The following is an 18,493-nucleotide window of genomic DNA, read 5'->3' on the forward strand; positions in this document are numbered from 1 at the left end:
GAGAATGATGTACGAGAGCCATGTGGCAGGAATTGGGCAAGGCGTTCTGTCTGTTGCTGGTGCTGGAAGGCATCCTTCCATTCCTGTACCCGCGTGGCTGGCGCGACGCCGTGAGCGGGCTCGGACGCCTTGGCGACCGCAGTCTGAGACTCATCGGGCTGGGCAGCATGCTGCTCGGCACCGTCCTTCTTTACTGCATTCATTGAAGTGCCGCCCGGCCTAAAAAAGGAGAGAGGCGACATGGCAACGGTAGACCGCTGGCTGCTGCCAGATGGAATCGAAGAAGTGCTGCCACCGGAGGCGGCTCGCGTTGAAGCAGCCCGCCGTCAGGTGCTGGATCTGTTCCAGCGCTGGGGTTACGAGTTCGTCGTCACCCCGCATATCGAATACCTGGAATCCCTGCTGACCGGTGCCGGCCAGGATCTGGACCTGCGTACCTTCAAGGTCACCGATCCGGCTTCCGGCCGTCTGATGGGTTTCCGTGCGGACATCACCCCGCAAGTGGCGCGCATGGATGCCCATAGCCTGCGTCGCGAAGGCCCGAATCGCCTGTGCTACGCCGGCAGTGTGCTGCATGCCCGTCCGCGTGCGCTGGCCACTTCGCGCAGCCCGATCCAGCTGGGTGCCGAACTCTACGGCAACACCGGTTCGGCCGGTGACGTCGAAGTCATCAGCCTGCTGCTCGACATGCTCGAAATGGCTCAGGTGCCGGATGTGCACATGGACCTCGGGCATGTCGGTATCTACCGTGGCCTGGCCCAGGCAGCCGGCCTGTCCGGCGAGGTCGAGCAACTGCTGTTCGACGCCCTGCAGCGCAAGGCCGTGGACGAAGTCGCGGCACTGACCGAAGGCCTGCCGAGCGAGCTCGCCGGCATGCTTCGCGCCCTCGCTGAACTGTGTGGCAGCCGTGAAGTGCTGGAGCAAGCGCGCGAGGTGCTCGCTGGCGCTCCGGCCAACGTTCAGGCGGCGCTTGCTGACCTGACCGCCATCGCTGACTCGCTGGCGGCGCGTTTCCCGCAGTTGCCGCTGTACTTCGACCTGGGCGAGCTGCGCGGTTATCACTATCACACGGGCGTGGTGTTTGCCGCGTTCGTGCCCGGGGTTGGCGAGTCCATCGCCCAGGGCGGTCGTTACGACGATATCGGCGCCGATTTCGGCCGTGCGCGTCCGGCTACCGGTTTCTCTACTGACCTCAAGACCCTGGTCACTCTTGGTCGCGCCCAGCTCGACGAGCCGCGCACCGGAGTCTGGGCGCCGGCCGATGGCGCTGGCTTGTGGCAGGCGGTGCAGCAGTTGCGCCGTCAGGGTGTGCGCGTGGTACAGGCGCTGCCCGGGCAGGATGCGGCTTCGGCTTCCGAAGCGGGCTGCGACCAGCAATTGCTGGTTCGCGATGGCAATTGGCAGGTGGCAGCGCTCTGAGGCGCGCCACTTCGAGTTTCTGCCGGCCGCGGCCGGCACCGAACATCCACGATGGGGACAAGAGTTATGGGTAAGAATGTCGTAGTCCTGGGCACCCAGTGGGGTGATGAGGGCAAAGGCAAGATCGTCGACCTGCTGACCGACCAGGCTGCTGCCGTGGTGCGTTACCAGGGCGGCCACAACGCCGGTCATACCCTGGTAGTCGCTGGCGAGAAGACCGTACTGCACCTGATTCCGTCGGGCGTCCTGCGCGAAGGCGTGCAGTGCCTGATCGGCAACGGCGTGGTGCTGGCGCCCGACGCGCTGATGCGCGAAATCGCCAAGCTGGAAGAAAAGGGCGTACCGGTGCGCGAGCGCCTGCGCATCAGCCCGTCCTGCCCGCTGATCCTGTCCTTCCACGTGGCCCTGGACCAGGCTCGCGAGAAGGCCCGTGGCGACGCGAAGATCGGCACCACCGGTCGCGGCATCGGCCCGGCGTACGAAGACAAAGTGGCCCGTCGTGGCCTGCGCGTGGGTGACCTGTTCCACCGCGAGCGCTTCGCCGCCAAGCTGGGCGAGCTGCTGGACTACCACAACTTCGTCCTGCAGAACTATTACAAGGAGCCGGCCGTCGACTTCCAGAAGACTCTGGATGAGTGCATGGCCTACGCCGAAGAGCTGCGTCCGCTGATGGCTGACGTCACCTCGACCCTGCATGACCTGCGCCGCGCCAACGAGAACATCATGTTCGAAGGCGCCCAGGGTTCGCTGCTGGACATCGACCACGGCACCTACCCGTTCGTCACCAGCTCCAACACCACCGCTGGCGGCACCGCCACCGGTTCGGGCTTCGGTCCGCTGTACCTGGACTACATCCTGGGTATCACCAAGGCCTACACCACTCGCGTGGGTTCCGGCCCGTTCCCGACCGAGCTGTTCGATGACGTCGGTGCGCGCCTGGCCAAGGTGGGTCACGAGTTCGGTGCTACCACCGGTCGTGCCCGTCGTTGCGGCTGGTTCGATGCCGTCATCCTGCGTCGCGCCATCGAGATCAACAGCCTGTCCGGCCTGTGCCTGACCAAGCTGGATGTCCTCGACGGCCTGGAGACCGTGCGCATCTGCACCGGCTACAAGAACGCCGAGGGCGAGCTGCTGACCGACGCGCCGACCGACGCCGACAGCTATATCGGCCTGCAGCCGATCTACGAAGACCTGCCGGGCTGGAGCGAATCCACCGTGGGTGTTCAGTCCCTGGATGGCCTGCCGGCCAATGCGCGCGCCTACATCAAGCGCATCGAGGAGTTGGTCGGTGCACCCATCGACATCATCTCCACCGGCCCGGACCGCGCCGAGACCATCGTCCTGCGCCATCCGTTCGGCTGATCTACAGCTGTGAACTGCAACGGGCCGCTCATGCGGCCCGTTGTCGTTTCTGGGGATCCAATTTGCGCGGCGGCATGCGCTTTGCTGGTGAAACGGATTGGCGCCTTTCGCGCCAGACATCCGTTACGTCCGGAGGAAACCCGCCGTGTCCGCCGTCCTGTCTTTGTTGCGCAGCCGCTTGCTGCGCCCCGCTTTCATCGCCCTGGGCATTGCGCTGCTGGTGCAGCTGGCGATTGCCCTGTGGCTTACTCGCAGTACTGTCGATGGTCTGGTCAATGACCTTGGCGCTCATCTGGGTAACGAATCGGAGCGCCTGGCCGGTGAGCTGGAGCAGGCCGGCAAGGAAGTCACTTCCGGCCTGAATGAGTTGTCCGCGCGCACCCGTGAGCGCCTGGGGTCGGCACTTTCGGCTCGCCTGGAGGAGGAGCAGGCGGTATTGCGCCAGGGACTGGAGCAGAGCTTGCGCCAGTCCGCCACTGAATTGGCGCAACTGTTGGCCGCCGTGGCGCCCAAGGCCATGTGGGACAACGACGTACCGGTGCTTTCTGATTATGCCCGGCGTGCCCAGGCCAATCCCAATGTGCTTTTTGTGGTCTATGACGATCCCCAGGGGCAGCACCTGACCCGTTACCTCAATCGCGAAGATGCACGAGTTCAGGCGCTGCTGGAGAAAGGCAAGGGCGAGCGCGCGCTGGACAAGGTGCTGGAGGCGGCGGGGCACGACGACTCGGTGTTCCTTGTCGAGGCGCCGATCAGCCCTAATGGTGTGGTCATCGGCACGGTGCGCCTGGGCGTTTCCACTGACGCCATCGAAAAGCAGATTGCTGCGCTCGACCAGCGCTTCTCCGCCCTGGTCGCCAGTGGTGATCAGTTGGTGGGCGACAGCCTCGCCGGCGCGGCGGCCGACAGCACCAAGGCGCTGACGGCGCGCCTGCAATCCGCGAAGCAGGCGGCAGAAGGCATGAGTCAGGGGGCGAAGGCATCCATCGAGGAGGCGGCGGGAACGTTGCGCTGGCGGATCGGCATGGGGCTGCTGCTGGTCGGTCTGGGCGTGTTGCTGTGTCTGGCGATCGTGCTGGGGCACCGCGTGGTGAACCGCCTGCGCCTGTTGATCGACGCGCTGAACGACCTGGCGGCCGGGGAGGGTGACCTGACTCGTCGCGTTCGGCTGGATAGTCGTGATGAGTTGGGGGAGATGGCGACGGCGGTGAATCGCTTCGTCGACAAGCTCCAGCCCATCGTGCGAGAAGCGGGGCAGGTGGCGCAGCAGACTGGTAGTGAGATCGCTGCGCTGGCCAGTCGAAGTGCCAGTGCCGAAGCGGCGGCGGACCGGCAGCGCAATGAGGTGGCCGGCAGTCTGGAGGCGCTCTCCGGCATGGTGGCGGAAGCCGAGATGGAAAGTCGTTCGATGCAGGCGGCGCTGGCGCGGGTCGGCGAGATCCGCAAGGCGGCGCAGGACAATGCAGCCATTGCCCGCAAGGTCGGTGGCCTGATCGAGACTCTGGAGTCCCGCGTGCAGAACGGTGCTGGCGTGATCGAGCGCCTGGCGCGGCAGAGCGAGCAGATCGAGGTGGTGCTGTCGGTGATCCATGGCATCGCCGAGCAGACCAACCTGCTGGCGCTGAATGCGGCCATCGAGGCGGCGCGCGCGGGTGAGAGTGGGCGGGGGTTCGCCGTGGTGGCGGACGAGGTGCGTGCGCTGGCCAGCAAGACGCAGCAATCCACGGGTGATATCCAGTCGCACATCGGTGCGCTGCAGGAAGGTGCGCGCGAGGCGGTGTCCGCCATTGGGCAGGCCCGTGAGCAGGCGGTGCAGGGTTTGACTGCGCTGCAGGACAGCGAGCGGCTGCAGCGCGAAGTGCAGAGTGCGGTGGAAGAGGTGCATGGCGCCATCGAGGCGGCTACCCATTCAGCGCAACAGCAGGCAGCCGGCGCCGCGGCGGTGCGTGGTCGGGTCGAAGTGATCCATGCCGAGGCGAGCCGCGCAGCGGAAGCGGTGAGTGCGACTGCGAGCAGTGGTCGAGTGCTCGATGGCCTGGCCGGTCAGTTGCGCGCCAGCCTGGGGCAATTCAAGGCGTGAGGGAGGAGTGGGGCGCTGCGGCGTTCGGCTCCAGGATTTTCGGAATGCCGAAAACGAAAAAGCCGAGCAGTGCTCGGCTTTTTCGTTTGAAGATGGTGCCCAGGAGAAGACTCGAACTTCCACGGTGTTGCCACCGCTAGGACCTGAACCTAGTGCGTCTACCAATTCCGCCACCTGGGCACTGGAGTCGATGATTACTCATCGTTTCCGTGTTACAACGTCTGTCTGACGCTGTGGGCGCGAACTATACGGGCAGCCTTTTCGCTTGTAAACCCCTGATGTGATAAAAAATTTATTCTTGCTCGAAGCTGACCGATGAGCGGATTTCGCGCTTCAATAAGCACATGGCGATCCATACCCCTATATATAAGGTGACCGCACTTTAATGGCCGATTGGCAAAACCTCGATCCCGAGGCCGCCCGCGAGGCGGAAAAATACGACAACCCCATCCCCAGCCGTGAACTCATCCTGGCGCACCTCGCCGAGCGCGGCGCACCCGCGACTCGCTCCCAGTTGATGGACGAGCTTGGCCTCTCCGGCGAAGAGCAGGAAGAAGCGCTGCGGCGCCGCCTGCGCGCCATGGAGCGCGACGGCCAGCTTATCTATACCCGCCGTGGCGCCTATGCGCCGGTGGACAAGCTCGACCTGATCCTCGGCCGCATTGCCGGCCACCGCGACGGCTTCGGCTTCCTGATCCCCGATGACGGCAGCGACGACCTGTTCCTCAGCCCGACGCAGATGCGCCTGGTGTTCGACGGCGACCGCGCTCTGGCACGTGTGTCCGGCTTCGATCGCCGTGGTCGCCGTGAAGGCGCCGTAGTGGAAGTGGTCGAGCGTGCCCATGAAACCATCGTTGGCCGTTACTTCGACGAGAGCGGCATCGGCACGGTCGTGGCCGACAACCCGAAGATCCAGCAGGAAGTGCTGATCCCGCCAGGCAAGGCCGGCAAGGCCAAGCACAACCAGTTCGTGCAGGTGCGCATCGACGTCTGGCCGAACGTGCACCGCCAGGCCCAGGGCGAGGTGGTGGAAGTGCTCGGCGACTACATGGCGCCGGGCATGGAAATCGAAGTTGCCCTGCGCAGCTACGACATTCCCCACACCTGGCCCGAGGCCGTTGAGAAAGAAGCGGCCAAGCTCAAGCCAGAAGTGCTGGAGAAGGACAAGGAGAAGCGCGTCGACCTGCGCGCCCTGCCTTTCGTCACCATCGACGGCGAGGATGCCCGCGACTTTGACGACGCGGTCTACGCCGAGAAGCGCAAAGGTGGCGGCTGGAAGCTGTTCGTCGCCATCGCCGACGTCTCTCATTATGTGAAAGTCGGTTCGGCCCTGGATGAAGAGGCAGCCAAACGCGGCAACTCGGTGTACTTCCCCGAGCGCGTGATCCCGATGCTGCCGGAGATTCTCTCCAACGGGTTGTGCTCCCTGAACCCGCTGGTCGATCGCCTGGCCATGGTCTGCGAGATGAACCTCTCCAAGGCCGGCAAGATGACCGACTACCAGTTCTACGAGGCGGTCATCCATTCCCATGCGCGCCTGACCTACACCAAGGTCAGCCAGTACCTGGAAACCCCGGACAGTCCCGAAGGCCAGCGCCTCAAGGAGCAACTGCCGGCGGTGGTACCGCACCTCAATACGCTGTACGACCTGTATAAGGTCCTGGTGGGCGCACGCCATGCGCGTGGCGCCATCGACTTCGAAACCCAGGAAACCCGTATCGTCTTCGGCGCGGACCGCAAGATCTCGGAAATCCGCCCGACCCAGCGCAACGATGCGCACAAGCTGATCGAGGAATGCATGCTGGCGGCCAACGTGGCCACCGCAAAGTTCATGGAGAAGCACGCCATTCCCGCGCTGTACCGCGTCCACGACGGCCCGCCGCAGGAAAAACTCAACAACCTCCGTCAGTTCCTCGGTGAGCTGGGTCTGACCCTGTACCGCGGCAAGGGTGACCCGACCCCGGCTGACTACCAGAAGCTGCTGGAGTCCATCCAGGGCCGCCCGGACCTGCAACTGATCCAGACCGTGATGCTGCGCTCCCTGAGCCAGGCGGTGTACAGCCCCGAGAACGCCGGGCACTTCGGCCTGAACTACGAGGCCTACACCCACTTCACCTCGCCGATCCGTCGCTACCCGGACCTGCTGACTCACCGCGCCATCCGTGGTCTGATCCGCTCCAAGGCGGCATCCGAGCACGTGCAGCGCGTTGGCGCCACCAGCATGCCGAAGGCACGCATTTATCCGTACGACGAAGCACGCCTGGCCCAACTGGGCGAGCAGTGCTCAATGACTGAGCGGCGTGCCGACGAGGCGACCCGTGACGTCACCAACTGGCTGAAGTGCGAGTTCATGCGCGAGCGCGTGGGCGAGACCTTCCCCGGCGTGATCACCGCAGTGACTGGCTTCGGCATCTTCGTCGAGCTGAGCGAGATCTATGTAGAAGGCCTGGTGCATGTCACTGCGTTACCCGGCGACTACTACCACTTCGACGCTGTGCACCATCGTCTGAGTGGCGAGCGCACCGGGCGCAGCTTCCGCCTGGGTGACACCGTGGAAGTGGTCGTGGCGCGGGTCGATCTGGATGAACGCAAGATCGACTTCGAACTCTCCGGCAATGTGCTCAGCGCGCCCATTGGCCGCAAGAAGCGTGGCGAGAAGGCCGAGCCGGCCGCCAAGGGCAAAGTGGCCAAGGGCAAGGCAGCCAAGGGTGTGGCGGCGAAAGACAAGCCGGCCAGGGCTCCTCGTGCCGTTGCGGATGATCCGTACCTCGCTCCGGACGTGGCCGTGCAGCCGCGCAAACGCAAGGTCGGCGTGGTCCAGGCACTGCCGTCGGTAGCACCGGAAATGCTCGCCAAAGCCGAGGAAATGCTCGGCAATACCGATGTGCGCAAGAGCCGTGAAGTGAAGAAGGCGCTGATCGAGGAAGCCAAGGTCGGTGGCAACAAGCCGGCGGCCGGGAAAGGCAAAGGTGCGCCCGCTGCGGGCAAACCGCGCAATCCTTCGAAACAGAAAGCCCGGTCCGCCAAGCCGTCCAAGCATCGCAAGGGCTCTGCTGCGCCCAAAGCGGGTGCCACTGGTGGCGCACCGGCCAGCAAGCGTAAGGCGAAGAAATGAGTCAGTGGGAAAAGGTCTACGGGGTCCATGCCGTAGAAGCATTGCTGCGCCATCACCCCAAGCGGGTCAAGCAATTGTGGCTGGCCGAAGGCCGTCAGGATCCACGCGTCCAGGCGCTGGTCGAGCTGGCCGGTCAGGCGCGCGTGCCGGTGGGTACGCGCGACCGCAAGGAGCTGGATGAGTGGGCCGAGGGGGTGCACCAGGGCGTGGTCGCCGAGGTCAGCCCGAGCCAGGTCTGGGGCGAGAACATGCTGGAGGAGTTGCTGGAGCGCTCCGCCGGCCCGGCGCTGCTGCTGGTGCTGGACGGCGTGACCGACCCGCACAACCTTGGCGCCTGCCTGCGCACCGCCGATGCGGCGGGCGCGCTGGCGGTCATCGTGCCGAAGGACAAGTCCGCCACCCTCAACGCCACCGTGCGAAAAGTTGCCTGCGGCGCGGCCGAGGTGATCCCGCTGGTGGCGGTGACCAACCTCGCGCGCACCCTGGAGAAACTCCAGCAGCGCGGCCTGTGGATCGTCGGCACCGCCGGCGAGGCCACCCAGATGCTCTATGAACTCGACCTCACCGGGCCGACCGTGCTGGTGATGGGGGCCGAGGGCAAGGGCATGCGCCGTCTGACCCGCGACCACTGCGACTACCTGGCCAAGCTGCCGATGCAGGGCAGCGTCAGCAGCCTGAATGTCTCGGTGGCCACCGGCGTGTGTCTGTTCGAGATCGTCCGCCAGCGCCAGCTCAAGGCTGGCGCCTGACGTCCCCACGCGAGGCGGGTTGCTCCGCCTCGCGCTGTTCAAAGTTTCACCAGTTTTCCTTGCGCCCCCCGGCGCGCTTCTCTAGAATGTCGGCCCTTGTCGTCCGGGCAGGCGTTCGCGCGTGCTTCCGAGTGGCAAGGAAAAAATCATTCACTCCTTGTCTGACCGCTTTGTCGGCAGGCTGCAATCCGTAAGGAGCATTTATGCGTCATTACGAAATCGTGTTCCTGGTTCACCCGGACCAGAGCGAACAAGTCGGTGGCATGGTCGAGCGTTACACCAAGGCCATCGAAGAAGACGGCGGCAAAGTCCACCGTCTGGAAGACTGGGGCCGTCGTCAGCTGGCTTACGCCATCAACAACGTGCACAAGGCTCACTACGTTCTGATGAACGTCGAGTGCACCGCCAAGGCCCTGGCAGAAATGGAAGACAACTTCCGTTACAACGACGCCGTGATCCGTAACATGGTCATCCGTCGCGACGAAGCCGTTACCGGCCAGTCCGAAATGCTGAAGGCCGAAGAGAGCCGCAACGAGCGCCGCGAGCGCCGTGAGCGTCCCGAATCGAACGAGGGCGAGTCCGCTGACGGCGAAGATAGCCGCGACAGCGCTGACGAGTAATCCCGGACCAGTATTGAGGAGCCACACACATGGCACGTTTCTTCCGTCGTCGTAAGTTCTGCCGTTTCACCGCTGAAGGCGTGAAAGAGATCGATTACAAAGATCTGAACACCCTGAAGGCCTACGTTTCCGAAACCGGCAAGATCGTTCCGAGCCGTATCACCGGCACCAAAGCCAAGTACCAGCGTCAGCTGGCGACCGCTATCAAGCGCGCCCGTTACCTGGCCCTGCTTCCCTACACCGACAGCCACGGCCGTTGATCGGGCAGTCGACTGGAATTGATGGATAGATCGCATGCGCGCATTGGCTGAATTTGTCATGCGAGGCCGCATGCAGGCGACCCTGGTGGTCGTCGCAGCCGCGGTACTGCAGCCTTTGTTCTGGCTCGGTGCCGCAGCAGGCAGTCTGGTGCTGTTGCGCCGTGGTCCCAGCGATGCCTTTGGCATCCTGGCCTGGGCGCTGCTTCCGGCACTGGCCTGGTGGTACCTGGGTGACCCCAGCGTAAGTCTGGTTCTGGTGGGTAGTGCCGTGCTGGCGCAGGTTCTGCGCAGCAAGGTGTCCTGGAACCAGGTGATGCTGGCGAGCGTTGTGCTCGGTGCGGTGTTCGTGCTGCTGCTCAGCACGGTGTCGGCCGGGTTGGTCGCAGGTCTTGCCGATGCATTCGGCAAGGCGCTGCCGCAGGTTCTGGCCGAAGCCAAGCTTTCGCCGGAACAGATGGCCGCTCTGCAGGCGGAGATGGTTCCGACCATCACCGGCCTGATGGCAGCCTCGCTGCAGACGATCAGCCTGTTGTGCCTGATGCTGGCGCGTTATTGGCAAGCAGTACTGTTCAACCCGGAAGGGTTTGGCCGCGAGTTCCGCGCACTGCGCCTGTCGCCGGGCACGGCTGTAGCGCTGCTGGTCGGCGTTGTGGCACTGCCCTTCGCAGGACCCGCGGCCACCATGCTGGCGCCGCTTTGCATGATCCCGCTGCTGTTTGCCGGGATTGCACTGGGGCACGGCCTGGCCGCGCTGAAGAAGCTTCCGGGCTTCTGGCTGGCACCGCTGTACCTGCTGGTATTCGTACTGGGCAATGTGATCTGTCTTGTCGCCGTCGTCGACAGTCTGTTTGATTTTCGCGGTCGTCTGGCCAAGCGCCAGAAAGCTGCGAACGGTGAAGGTTAAAAGTTAAGAGGTAAGACTCAAATGGAAGTCATCCTGCTGGAAAAGATCGCCAAACTGGGCAACCTGGGCGATAAGCTGAACGTAAAGGGCGGTTACGCTCGTAACTACCTGCTGCCGCAGGGCAAAGCCACCGCTGCCACCGCTGCCAACGTCGCTGCTTTCGAAGAGCGCCGTGCAGAGCTGGAAAAAGCCGCTGCTGAGAAAAAAGCCGCTGCTGAAGCTCGTGCTGCCCAACTGGCCGAACTGATCGTGACCATCGGCGCCCACGCTGGCGACGAAGGCAAACTGTTCGGTTCGATCGGCACCCGCGACATCGCCGACGCCGTTTCGGCTGCTGGCTACCCGCTGGAAAAGAGCGAAGTTCGCCTGCCCGACGGCGCCCTGCGCGCTGTAGGCGAATACAACATCGAAGTGCAACTGCACATGGATGTTGATGCAACCCTGCACGTGGTTGTAGTCGCCGAGTAAGCGATCCGTCGCTAGGACGTTTCACACAGCTTGCCTGGGTGAATCAGTCCAATAACAATGGGCACGGTGCCGATCCTCGGTCCGTGCCCTTTGTTTTTCCGCCGTTTGATCCTCTCCTGCGAAGAGCCAACTCGAAGAGCCCATGAACGACATTACCGTCCCCGAGCAATACGACCTGCAGACCGCTTCCCTCAAGGTGCCGCCGCACTCGATCGAAGCCGAACAGGCGGTGCTGGGCGGCCTGATGCTCGACAACAACGCCTGGGAGCGGGTCTCCGACGCGGTGTCCGATGGCGACTTCTACCGCCATGACCACCGCCTGATCTTCCGTGCCGTCTACAAGCTCGCCGAAGCCAACCAGCCGATCGACGTGGTGACGCTTTCCGAGCAGCTCGAGCGCGAAGGGCAACTGTCTCAGGTGGGCGGCCTGGCGTACCTTGCCGAGCTGGCGAAGAACACGCCCTCGGTAGCGAACATCAAGGCGTATGCGGGCATCATCCGCGAGCGCGCCACCTTGCGGCAGCTGATCGGTATCAGCAGTGATATCGCCGACAGCGCTTTCAACCCCGAGGGGCGCAGCGCCAACGAAGTGCTCGACGAAGCCGAGCGCAAGATCTTCGAGATCGCCGAAGCGCGGCCCAAGACCGGCGGCCCGGTGGGCATCGGTGACATCCTGGTCAAGACCATCGACCGCATCGACCACCTGTTCAACACCTCGGACGCGCTGACCGGTATCACCACCGGCTTCACCGACCTCGACGAGAAGACCAGCGGCCTGCAGCCCTCCGACCTGATCATCGTCGCCGGCCGTCCGTCGATGGGCAAGACCACCTTCGCCATGAACCTGGTGGAGAACGCCCTGATGCGCAGCGACAAGGCGATCCTGGTGTACTCGCTGGAGATGCCCTCCGATTCCATCGTGATGCGTATGCTTGCCTCGCTCGGCCGCATCGACCAGACCAAGGTGCGTACCGGCAAGCTGGATGACGAGGATTGGCCGCGCCTGACCTCGGCGGTGAACCTGCTCAGCGACCGCAAGCTGTTCATCGACGACACCGCCGGCATCTCGCCCTCGGAAATGCGCGCGCGGACCCGCCGCCTGGCCCGTGAGCACGGCGAGATCGGCATGATCATGGTCGACTACCTGCAGCTGATGCAGATCCCTGGTTCCGCCGGCGACAACCGGACCAACGAAATTTCCGAGATCTCCCGCTCGCTGAAGGCGCTGGCGAAGGAATTCAATTGCCCGGTGGTGGCGCTTTCCCAGCTCAACCGCTCGCTGGAACAGCGTCCCAACAAACGCCCGGTGAACTCCGACTTGCGCGAATCCGGAGCGATCGAGCAGGACGCCGACGTGATCATGTTCGTTTACCGCGACGAGGTGTATCACCCGGAGACCGAGTTCAAGGGCGTCGCCGAAATCATCCTCGGCAAACAGCGTAACGGCCCCATCGGCACGGTGCGCGTGGCCTTCCTCGGCCGCTACAGCCGCTTCGAAAATCTCGCGCCCGGCATGTACAACTTCGAAGACGAGTAACGATGCCGCATTCCGCGTGAACGACGGGCGCCTTAATATAGGCGCCCGTTTTCATTGCAGAGTCCACCATGCGCCCGCTCGTCGCCCACGTCGATCTAGCCGCCATTCGCCACAACTACGCCGTCGCCAAGCGCTGCGCGCCCGGGCGTGAAGCCTTCGCGGTGGTCAAGGCGAACGCCTATGGGCATGGCGCGCGGGAGGTGGTGAGCTGCCTGCACGACGAGGCCGACGGCTTCGCGGTGGCTTGCCTGGAAGAAGCCGCCGAAGTGCGCGCGCTGCACGCCGGCGCCCGCATCCTGCTGCTGGAGGGCTGCTTCGAGCCGGCGGAATACCTGATTGCCGCTCAGTTGCGCCTGGACGTGGCGGTGCAAGGCCCCGAGCAGGCCCAGGCACTGCTCGCCGCACAGTTGCCCAGCGCGCTCAATGTGTGGATGAAACTGGACACCGGCATGCACCGCCTGGGCTTCTCGCCCGAAGCGCTGCGTGACTGGCATCCGCGCCTGCGCCAGGCGCCACAGGTGGCCGAGCTGAACCTGATGAGCCACTTCGCCAACGCTGATCTGCGCGGCGACGAACTGACCGAAGATCAGGTGGCCTGCTTCCTCAGCGTGCTGGACCTGGATTTCGACCAGCGTTCGCTGGCCAACTCCGCCGCCGTGCTGACCATTCCCGCCGCGCACATGGACTGGGTTCGCCCCGGCATCATGCTCTACGGCGCCACGCCCTTCTCTGACATCGGCGCCGCCGAGCTGGGCCTGCGCCCGGCCATGAGTCTGGAAGCGCAACTGATCGCCGTGCGCGAGGTGGCGGTGGGGGAAAGCGTTGGTTACGGCGCGACCTGGGTGGCCGAGCGACCTTCGCGTGTCGGCACCGTGAGTTGCGGTTATGCCGATGGTTATCCGCGCCACGCACCGAGTGGCACGCCGGTGCTCGTGGGGGGCCAGCGCGCCGCGCTGGCCGGCCGCGTGTCCATGGACATGCTGGCCGTGGACCTGACCGATTTGCCCGAGGCCGCCGTTGGCGACCGCGTTGAGCTGTGGGGCGTCAACCTGCCGGTGGACGAGGTGGCGGCCCACGCCGGGACTATTGGCTACGAGCTGTTGACCAAGGTCACCGCCCGTGTGCCGCGTCGCTACCGCAGCTGATCAGGCGCGGTCTTCGCTTTCCAGCCATTCGTTTTCCTGCCAGAGCTCGCTGGTCTCGCCAGCGGCCTCGCTGGCCATGGCGTAGGCTGCTCGACCGTTGCCCTTCACTTCGTAGAGCGCCTGGTCGGCGGCCTTGTAGAGCTTGCTGAACTGCATCGCGTGGCTGGGGTAGATGGCCACGCCGATGCTCGGCGTGACGCGCAGTTCCAGCGTTTCGAACTTCACCGGCCGCGACAGTTCGTTGAGGATGCGGCAGGCGATCTCCTTGGCGTGGCCTTCGGCGTCGGGCCCCGAGATCAGTGCCGCGAACTCATCGCCGCCCAGGCGCGCCACGCAATCGCTCCCGCGCACGCACTGGCGCAGGCGATTGCCGACGTTCTGCAGCATGAAGTCGCCGGCGTCGTGGCCGTGGCTATCGTTGATCGGCTTGAAGTGGTCGAGGTCAATCAGCATCAGGGCCAGGGTCTCGCCGTTCTGCTGGGCGCTGGCCAGGGCGTGCTCGGCGTGTTCCACCAGGTAGCGGCGGTTTGGCAGGCCGGTCAGCGGGTCATAGTGCGCGGCGTGCTGCAGCTGCACTTCCCGTTCGCGCAGCAACTGGTTGCTCTGGGTGAGTTCGGCGGTGCGCTCGGCCACGGCGCTCGCCAGGTCCTGCTGGGCGCTCTGCATCAGGGTCAGGCGTGCGCTCTTCTCGCGGTCAGCCTGTTCCAGCGCCTGGGCGCGTTCGCGCTTGAGGCCCTGGATGCGGGAGGTGAGGGCGAAGGAGAACAGCACCGACTCCAGTGCCACGGCGATGGGGAAGATGTACGAGGTTAGCGGTGACGGCTGCACCAGGCCTGTCGCGCGCATCACCGAGATGCTCACGCTGGTCAGCACCAGGCCGAAACCGAGCAGGTAGAGGAAGGCCGGGAACGAACCCTGGCGCCAGCGCACCAGGGCGCCGCCCAGGGCGGCAGGCACGCCGATCAGGGTGATGGCCACCAGCATCCAGCCGGCCACGCCGCGCAGACCCAGGGCGCCGACGATAATGGTCAGCCCATAAAGCGCGCAGTTCAGGTTCAGCAGCCAGTGCGACCAGCGAACGTGGCGGCGGGTCTGCAGCAGGGTGATGGTGAAGCGGTGCACGCACAGCCCCCAGAGCGAGGGCAGGGTGATGCGGTCGAGCCACCAGGGTACCGGGTGATCCGGCCAGAAGTACTCGAAGCCATGGCCGGTCATGCCCAGGCTGAACAGCAGCGCGCTGGCGGTGGTCAGCACGTACCAGAAGTACGCCGGGTCGCGCAGAGTCAGCAGGATGAACAGGTTGTACAGCAGCAGTGCGGCGATCAGGCCGTAGATGAAGCCGAGGAACAGGCTGGTGTCGGCGCGGTGGTCCTGCAGGTCGTCCAGCGACCAGATGCGCAGCGGGAAGGAGTTGCCGGCCGGGTCCTGGACGCGGGCATAGATGCGCACCGGGCCGGTGCCTTCGGGCAGGTGGAAGAGCGGCCGGCGGTAGTCACGGTCGCGGCCCCCGGCGAAGGGCACGGCCTCGCCGGAGAGTACTACGCGGTAATTGCCCTGGGCGTCGGGTAGGTAGAGGCGCAGGTCCATCAGGTTGACCGCGTCGACCTCCAGCCACCAGCCGCCCAGCGGCGAAATGCGGCGATCCAGGTCCAGGCGCAGCCACCAGCCGTCGGGGCTCTGGCCGACACTGGTGCGGCCGTTGGCCGGAACGAAGTCGCGGCTCGCCTGCACGGCTTCCAGCGACAGTGGCCCGTCACGTTCCTGCAGCAGTTCGAGGTGATCGTTGAGCCAGGCGCCGCTGGCCTTGTCGTCCAGTTCGAAGGCTAGCGCCGTGTGGCAGAACAGCAGGGTAAGCAACAGCACGATGGCACGACGCACGACAGGCACTCCCTGGCCTGGGCGCGATGGCCAGGCGTACTGCGGATAGTGGCTGAAGTATAGCCATATGATGGCATTGGCAATCTACCGTACGCCGGTTAAATCTGAGCTCGATAGTCGGATTTGTACACTTTTTGTGCTATATTCCGCGCCCGCGTTTTTCCGCGAACCCTACTAGAGATACCCCGGTGCCCGTGATGCAAGCCGCCAAGCCACTGTTCGATTATCCCAAGTTCTGGGCCGAGTGTTTCGGCCCGGCGCCGTTCCTGCCCATGAGCAAGGAAGAGATGGATCAGCTGGGTTGGGATTCCTGCGACATCATCATCGTCACCGGGGATGCCTACGTCGACCATCCGTCGTTCGGCATGGCCATCATCGGTCGTCTGCTGGAAGCCCAGGGTTTCCGCGTGGGCATCATTGCCCAGCCGGACTGGCGCTCGAAGGACGACTTCATGAAGCTCGGCCAGCCGAACCTGTTCTTCGGCGTGGCGGCGGGCAACATGGACTCGATGATCAACCGCTACACCGCGGACAAGAAGATCCGCAGCGACGACGCCTATACCCCCGGTGGTCTCGCCGGTCGTCGCCCGGATCGCGCCAGCCTGGTCTACAGCCAGCGCTGCAAGGAAGCCTACAGCGACACGCCGGTGGTTCTCGGCGGCATCGAAGCTTCGCTGCGCCGCATCGCTCACTATGACTACTGGCAGGACAAGGTGCGCCGCTCCATCCTGATGGACGCCACCGCCGATATCCTGCTGTACGGCAACGCCGAGCGTGCCGTGGTGGAGATCGCCCAGCGCCTGGCCGCTGGCGAGCAGGTCGAGCAGATCACCGACGTGCGCGGCACCGCCTTCGTGCGCCGCGACACCCCGGAAGGCTGGTTCGAGGTGGACTCCACCCGTATCGACCGTCCGGGCAAGGTCGACAAGATCATCAACCCGTACGTGAACACCCAGGACACCGCCGCCTGCGCCATCGAGCAGGAGAAGGGCGAGCAGGAAGACCCGAACGAAGCCAAGGTCGTGCAGTTGCTGGCCCACCCGCGCCTGGAGCGCGAGCGCACAGTGATCCGCCTGCCGTCGTTCGAGAAGGTGCGCAGCGATGCGGTGCTTTATGCCCACGCCAACCGCGTGCTGCACCTGGAGACCAACCCGGGCAACGCCCGCGCCCTGGTGCAGAAGCACGGCGAAGTGGACGTGTGGTTCAACCCGCCGCCCATCCCGATGAGCACCGAGGAAATGGACTATGTGTTCGGCATGCCCTATGCGCGCGTGCCGCACCCGGAGTACGGCAAGGAGAAGATCCCGGCCTACGAGATGATCCGTTTCTCGGTGAACATCATGCGCGGCTGCTTCGGTGGCTGCACCTTCTGCTCGATCACCGAGCACGAGGGGCGGATCATCCAGAACCGTTCCCACGAGTCGATCCTCGCCGAGATCGAGGAGATGAAGAAGGTGCCGGGCTTCACCGGCGTTGTCTCCGACCTCGGCGGCCCGACCGCCAACATGTACCGCATCGCCTGCAAGGACCCGGAGATCGAGCGTCACTGCCGCAAGCCGTCCTGTGTCTGGCCGGGCATCTGCGAGAACCTCAATACCGACCACTCCTCGCTCATCGAACTGTATCGCAAGGCCCGCGCCCTGCCGGGCGTGAAGAAGATCCTGATTGCCTCCGGCCTGCGCTACGACCTCGCCGTGGAGTCGCCCGAGTACGTCAAGGAGCTGGTGACGCACCACGTCGGCGGCTACCTGAAGATCGCCCCGGAGCACACCGAGGAAGGCCCGCTGTCGAAGATGATGAAGCCGGGCATCGGCACCTACGACGCCTTCAAGCGCATGTTCGAGAAGTTCTCCAAGGAGGCGGGCAAGGAGCAGTACCTGATCCCGTACTTCATCGCGGCGCACCCGGGCACCACCGACGAAGACATGATGAACCTCGCCCTGTGGCTCAAGCGCAACGGCTTCCGCGCGGACCAGGTGCAGGCGTTCTATCCCTCGCCCATGGCCAGCGCCACCGCCATGTACCACTCGGGCAAGAACCCGCTGCGCAAGGTCACCTACAAGAGCGACGGCGTGACCATCGTCAAGAGCGACCAGCAGCGCCGCCTGCACAAGGCCTTCCTGCGCTACCACGACCCGAAGGGCTGGCCGATGCTGCGCGAGGCGCTGGAGCGCATGGGCCGTGCCGACCTGATCGGCAACGGCAAGCACCACCTGATCCCGACCTACCAGCCGCAGACCGACGAGTACCAGAGCGCGCGCCGCAAGAACTCCACCCCGGCCGGCAGCAAGAAGGCCGGCCAGCCGCTGCTGACCCAGCATACCGGCCTGCCGCCGCGCGCCAGCAACGGTTCCAAGCCGTGGAACAAGGCCGAGGAAGGCAAGGCCACCGGCTATGCCAAGGGCAAGAAGCGCAGCACCAAGCGGCAGCCAAACATTCCGCGCTAGGTCATTGTTTGCTGCAGTCGAGAAAAGGCGTGCACGCTAAGCGGTCACGCCTTTTTCGCGAAAGAAGCCCACGTAGGCCTTGTCGACCTTCAGGATATGGTGGATCAACCAGGCCTTGAGCAGCTCCAGCGCCTCGACCGAGACGACTTCGCCATCCTCATGGCGGTACAGCAGGTCGATGATCTGCCGGTTGAAGCGGTCATGCTCGGCCTTGTGCGCCTCCTCTTCGGGGTAGCCCAGGCGCTGGAACAGCACTTCCTCGACGATGAAGTGATTCATCGTGTACTCCACCAGTTGCTCCAGCAGCTCGCCGATGGGCTGACCCTCGCCATCCGGGCCGTTCAGGCTGTCGTACAGCGCGTTGGTGAGGTCGACCAGCCAGCGGTGCTGTTCATCGATCCGTTCGATTCCGATCACGAACTCATCGTTCCAGGGCATGAAGCTCATCCGTGCACTCCTTGGGGGTGGAAGCGCAGATCATCCCGATCCGCCACCGCGAAACAGTGACG

The 18,493-nt window shown here is 64.6% G+C and carries 15 protein-coding genes, 1 tRNA gene and 1 pseudogene; 14 read left to right on the forward strand and 3 right to left on the reverse strand.

Annotation, left to right across the window (positions count from 1 at the left end):
- The first annotated feature begins 20 nt into the window (after positions 1 to 20).
- The 5 genes and pseudogenes from FAS41_RS16635 to FAS41_RS31470 all read left to right on the forward strand — a co-directional run bounded on the left by FAS41_RS16635 (position 21) and on the right by FAS41_RS31470 (position 4,861).
- Complete coding sequence (locus tag FAS41_RS16635; protein WP_138524140.1) at positions 21 to 206, forward strand: DUF2065 domain-containing protein; 186 nt, start codon at positions 21 to 23, stop codon at positions 204 to 206.
- A 34-nt stretch (positions 207 to 240) separates the two neighbouring features.
- The gene (locus FAS41_RS16640) at positions 241 to 1,419 is read left to right on the forward strand and encodes an ATP phosphoribosyltransferase regulatory subunit (RefSeq protein ID WP_138214041.1); all 1,179 of its coding nucleotides are present in this window, start codon (positions 241 to 243) and stop codon (positions 1,417 to 1,419) included.
- Positions 1,420 to 1,485: 66 nt separating this feature from the next.
- The gene (locus FAS41_RS16645; RefSeq protein WP_138524143.1) at positions 1,486 to 2,781 is read left to right on the forward strand and encodes an adenylosuccinate synthase; all 1,296 of its coding nucleotides are present in this window, start codon (positions 1,486 to 1,488) and stop codon (positions 2,779 to 2,781) included.
- Between the two features lie 1,024 nt (positions 2,782 to 3,805).
- Positions 3,806 to 4,003 (forward strand): annotated as a pseudogene (locus FAS41_RS31565) (HAMP domain-containing protein); the annotation flags it as partial.
- The gene (locus FAS41_RS31470) at positions 3,977 to 4,861 is read left to right on the forward strand and encodes a methyl-accepting chemotaxis protein (RefSeq protein ID WP_425048998.1); all 885 of its coding nucleotides are present in this window, start codon (positions 3,977 to 3,979) and stop codon (positions 4,859 to 4,861) included. The pseudogene FAS41_RS31565 and the gene FAS41_RS31470, both read left to right, overlap by 27 nt.
- Before the next feature lie 93 nt (positions 4,862 to 4,954).
- On the opposite strand, the gene FAS41_RS16655 is transcribed toward FAS41_RS31470, so the two are convergent.
- Positions 4,955 to 5,041, reverse strand: a tRNA-Leu gene (locus tag FAS41_RS16655).
- 205 nt (positions 5,042 to 5,246) lie between these two features.
- Here FAS41_RS16655 and rnr point away from each other — a divergent pair.
- The 8 genes from rnr to alr all read left to right on the forward strand — a co-directional run bounded on the left by rnr (position 5,247) and on the right by alr (position 13,659).
- The gene (gene rnr, locus FAS41_RS16660; protein ID WP_138524147.1) at positions 5,247 to 7,976 is read left to right on the forward strand and encodes a ribonuclease R; all 2,730 of its coding nucleotides are present in this window, start codon (positions 5,247 to 5,249) and stop codon (positions 7,974 to 7,976) included.
- A complete protein-coding gene (gene rlmB, locus FAS41_RS16665; RefSeq protein WP_138524149.1) occupies positions 7,973 to 8,725 on the forward strand; it encodes a 23S rRNA (guanosine(2251)-2'-O)-methyltransferase RlmB in 753 nt (250 codons plus the stop codon). The genes rnr and rlmB overlap by 4 nt, the downstream gene beginning before the upstream one ends.
- A 203-nt stretch (positions 8,726 to 8,928) precedes the next feature.
- Positions 8,929 to 9,345 carry a 30S ribosomal protein S6 gene (gene rpsF / locus FAS41_RS16670; RefSeq protein ID WP_015479136.1) on the forward strand — a complete coding sequence of 139 codons (417 nt, stop codon included), beginning with the start codon at positions 8,929 to 8,931 and terminating at the stop codon, positions 9,343 to 9,345.
- A 29-nt stretch (positions 9,346 to 9,374) separates the two neighbouring features.
- A complete protein-coding gene (gene rpsR, locus FAS41_RS16675; protein WP_003095634.1) occupies positions 9,375 to 9,605 on the forward strand; it encodes a 30S ribosomal protein S18 in 231 nt (76 codons plus the stop codon).
- A gap of 34 nt (positions 9,606 to 9,639) precedes the next feature.
- Positions 9,640 to 10,509, forward strand: a complete 870-nt coding sequence (locus FAS41_RS16680; protein ID WP_045216250.1) for a hypothetical protein — start codon at positions 9,640 to 9,642, stop codon at positions 10,507 to 10,509.
- 21 nt (positions 10,510 to 10,530) lie between these two features.
- Entirely contained in the window at positions 10,531 to 10,977 is a 447-nt protein-coding gene (gene rplI / locus FAS41_RS16685) for a 50S ribosomal protein L9 (RefSeq protein ID WP_015479134.1), read from the forward strand.
- A gap of 142 nt (positions 10,978 to 11,119) precedes the next feature.
- Positions 11,120 to 12,514 carry a replicative DNA helicase gene (gene dnaB / locus FAS41_RS16690; protein WP_138524151.1) on the forward strand — a complete coding sequence of 465 codons (1,395 nt, stop codon included), beginning with the start codon at positions 11,120 to 11,122 and terminating at the stop codon, positions 12,512 to 12,514.
- Between the two features lie 68 nt (positions 12,515 to 12,582).
- The gene (alr, locus tag FAS41_RS16695; protein ID WP_138524153.1) at positions 12,583 to 13,659 is read left to right on the forward strand and encodes an alanine racemase; all 1,077 of its coding nucleotides are present in this window, start codon (positions 12,583 to 12,585) and stop codon (positions 13,657 to 13,659) included.
- On the opposite strand, the gene FAS41_RS16700 is transcribed toward alr, so the two are convergent.
- Entirely contained in the window at positions 13,660 to 15,537 is a 1,878-nt protein-coding gene (locus FAS41_RS16700; protein WP_138524155.1) for a GGDEF domain-containing protein, read from the reverse strand.
- 197 nt (positions 15,538 to 15,734) lie between these two features.
- On the opposite strand from FAS41_RS16700, the gene FAS41_RS16705 reads away from it, so the two are divergent.
- The gene (locus FAS41_RS16705; protein WP_138524157.1) at positions 15,735 to 17,984 is read left to right on the forward strand and encodes a YgiQ family radical SAM protein; all 2,250 of its coding nucleotides are present in this window, start codon (positions 15,735 to 15,737) and stop codon (positions 17,982 to 17,984) included.
- 36 nt (positions 17,985 to 18,020) lie between these two features.
- Here the strand turns inward: FAS41_RS16705 and FAS41_RS16710 are convergent, their stop codons facing one another.
- Positions 18,021 to 18,431 carry a bacteriohemerythrin gene (locus tag FAS41_RS16710; protein ID WP_138524159.1) on the reverse strand — a complete coding sequence of 137 codons (411 nt, stop codon included), beginning with the start codon at positions 18,429 to 18,431 and terminating at the stop codon, positions 18,021 to 18,023.
- Positions 18,432 to 18,493 lie beyond the last annotated feature (62 nt).

Source organism: Pseudomonas nicosulfuronedens (genome assembly GCF_005877905.1).
Lineage (GTDB): Bacteria > Pseudomonadota > Gammaproteobacteria > Pseudomonadales > Pseudomonadaceae > Pseudomonas > Pseudomonas nicosulfuronedens.

What these genes read in the sequence shown, in the direction of transcription:
- FAS41_RS16705 (WP_138524157.1), top strand. Translation starts at nt 15,735, where the DNA reads ATGCAAGCCGCCAAGCCACTGTTCGATTATCCCAAGTTCTGGGCCGAG.
- FAS41_RS31470 (WP_425048998.1), top strand. Translation starts at nt 3,977, where the DNA reads ATGGCGACGGCGGTGAATCGCTTCGTCGACAAGCTCCAGCCCATCGTG.
- alr (WP_138524153.1), top strand. Translation starts at nt 12,583, where the DNA reads ATGCGCCCGCTCGTCGCCCACGTCGATCTAGCCGCCATTCGCCACAAC.
- dnaB (WP_138524151.1), top strand. Translation starts at nt 11,120, where the DNA reads ATGAACGACATTACCGTCCCCGAGCAATACGACCTGCAGACCGCTTCC.
- rpsR (WP_003095634.1), top strand. Translation starts at nt 9,375, where the DNA reads ATGGCACGTTTCTTCCGTCGTCGTAAGTTCTGCCGTTTCACCGCTGAA.
- rlmB (WP_138524149.1), top strand. Translation starts at nt 7,973, where the DNA reads ATGAGTCAGTGGGAAAAGGTCTACGGGGTCCATGCCGTAGAAGCATTG.
- FAS41_RS16635 (WP_138524140.1), top strand. Translation starts at nt 21, where the DNA reads ATGTGGCAGGAATTGGGCAAGGCGTTCTGTCTGTTGCTGGTGCTGGAA.
- rpsF (WP_015479136.1), top strand. Translation starts at nt 8,929, where the DNA reads ATGCGTCATTACGAAATCGTGTTCCTGGTTCACCCGGACCAGAGCGAA.
- rplI (WP_015479134.1), top strand. Translation starts at nt 10,531, where the DNA reads ATGGAAGTCATCCTGCTGGAAAAGATCGCCAAACTGGGCAACCTGGGC.
- FAS41_RS16640 (WP_138214041.1), top strand. Translation starts at nt 241, where the DNA reads ATGGCAACGGTAGACCGCTGGCTGCTGCCAGATGGAATCGAAGAAGTG.
- FAS41_RS16710 (WP_138524159.1), bottom strand. Translation starts at nt 18,431, where the DNA reads ATGAGCTTCATGCCCTGGAACGATGAGTTCGTGATCGGAATCGAACGG.
- FAS41_RS16680 (WP_045216250.1), top strand. Translation starts at nt 9,640, where the DNA reads ATGCGCGCATTGGCTGAATTTGTCATGCGAGGCCGCATGCAGGCGACC.
- rnr (WP_138524147.1), top strand. Translation starts at nt 5,247, where the DNA reads ATGGCCGATTGGCAAAACCTCGATCCCGAGGCCGCCCGCGAGGCGGAA.
- FAS41_RS16645 (WP_138524143.1), top strand. Translation starts at nt 1,486, where the DNA reads ATGGGTAAGAATGTCGTAGTCCTGGGCACCCAGTGGGGTGATGAGGGC.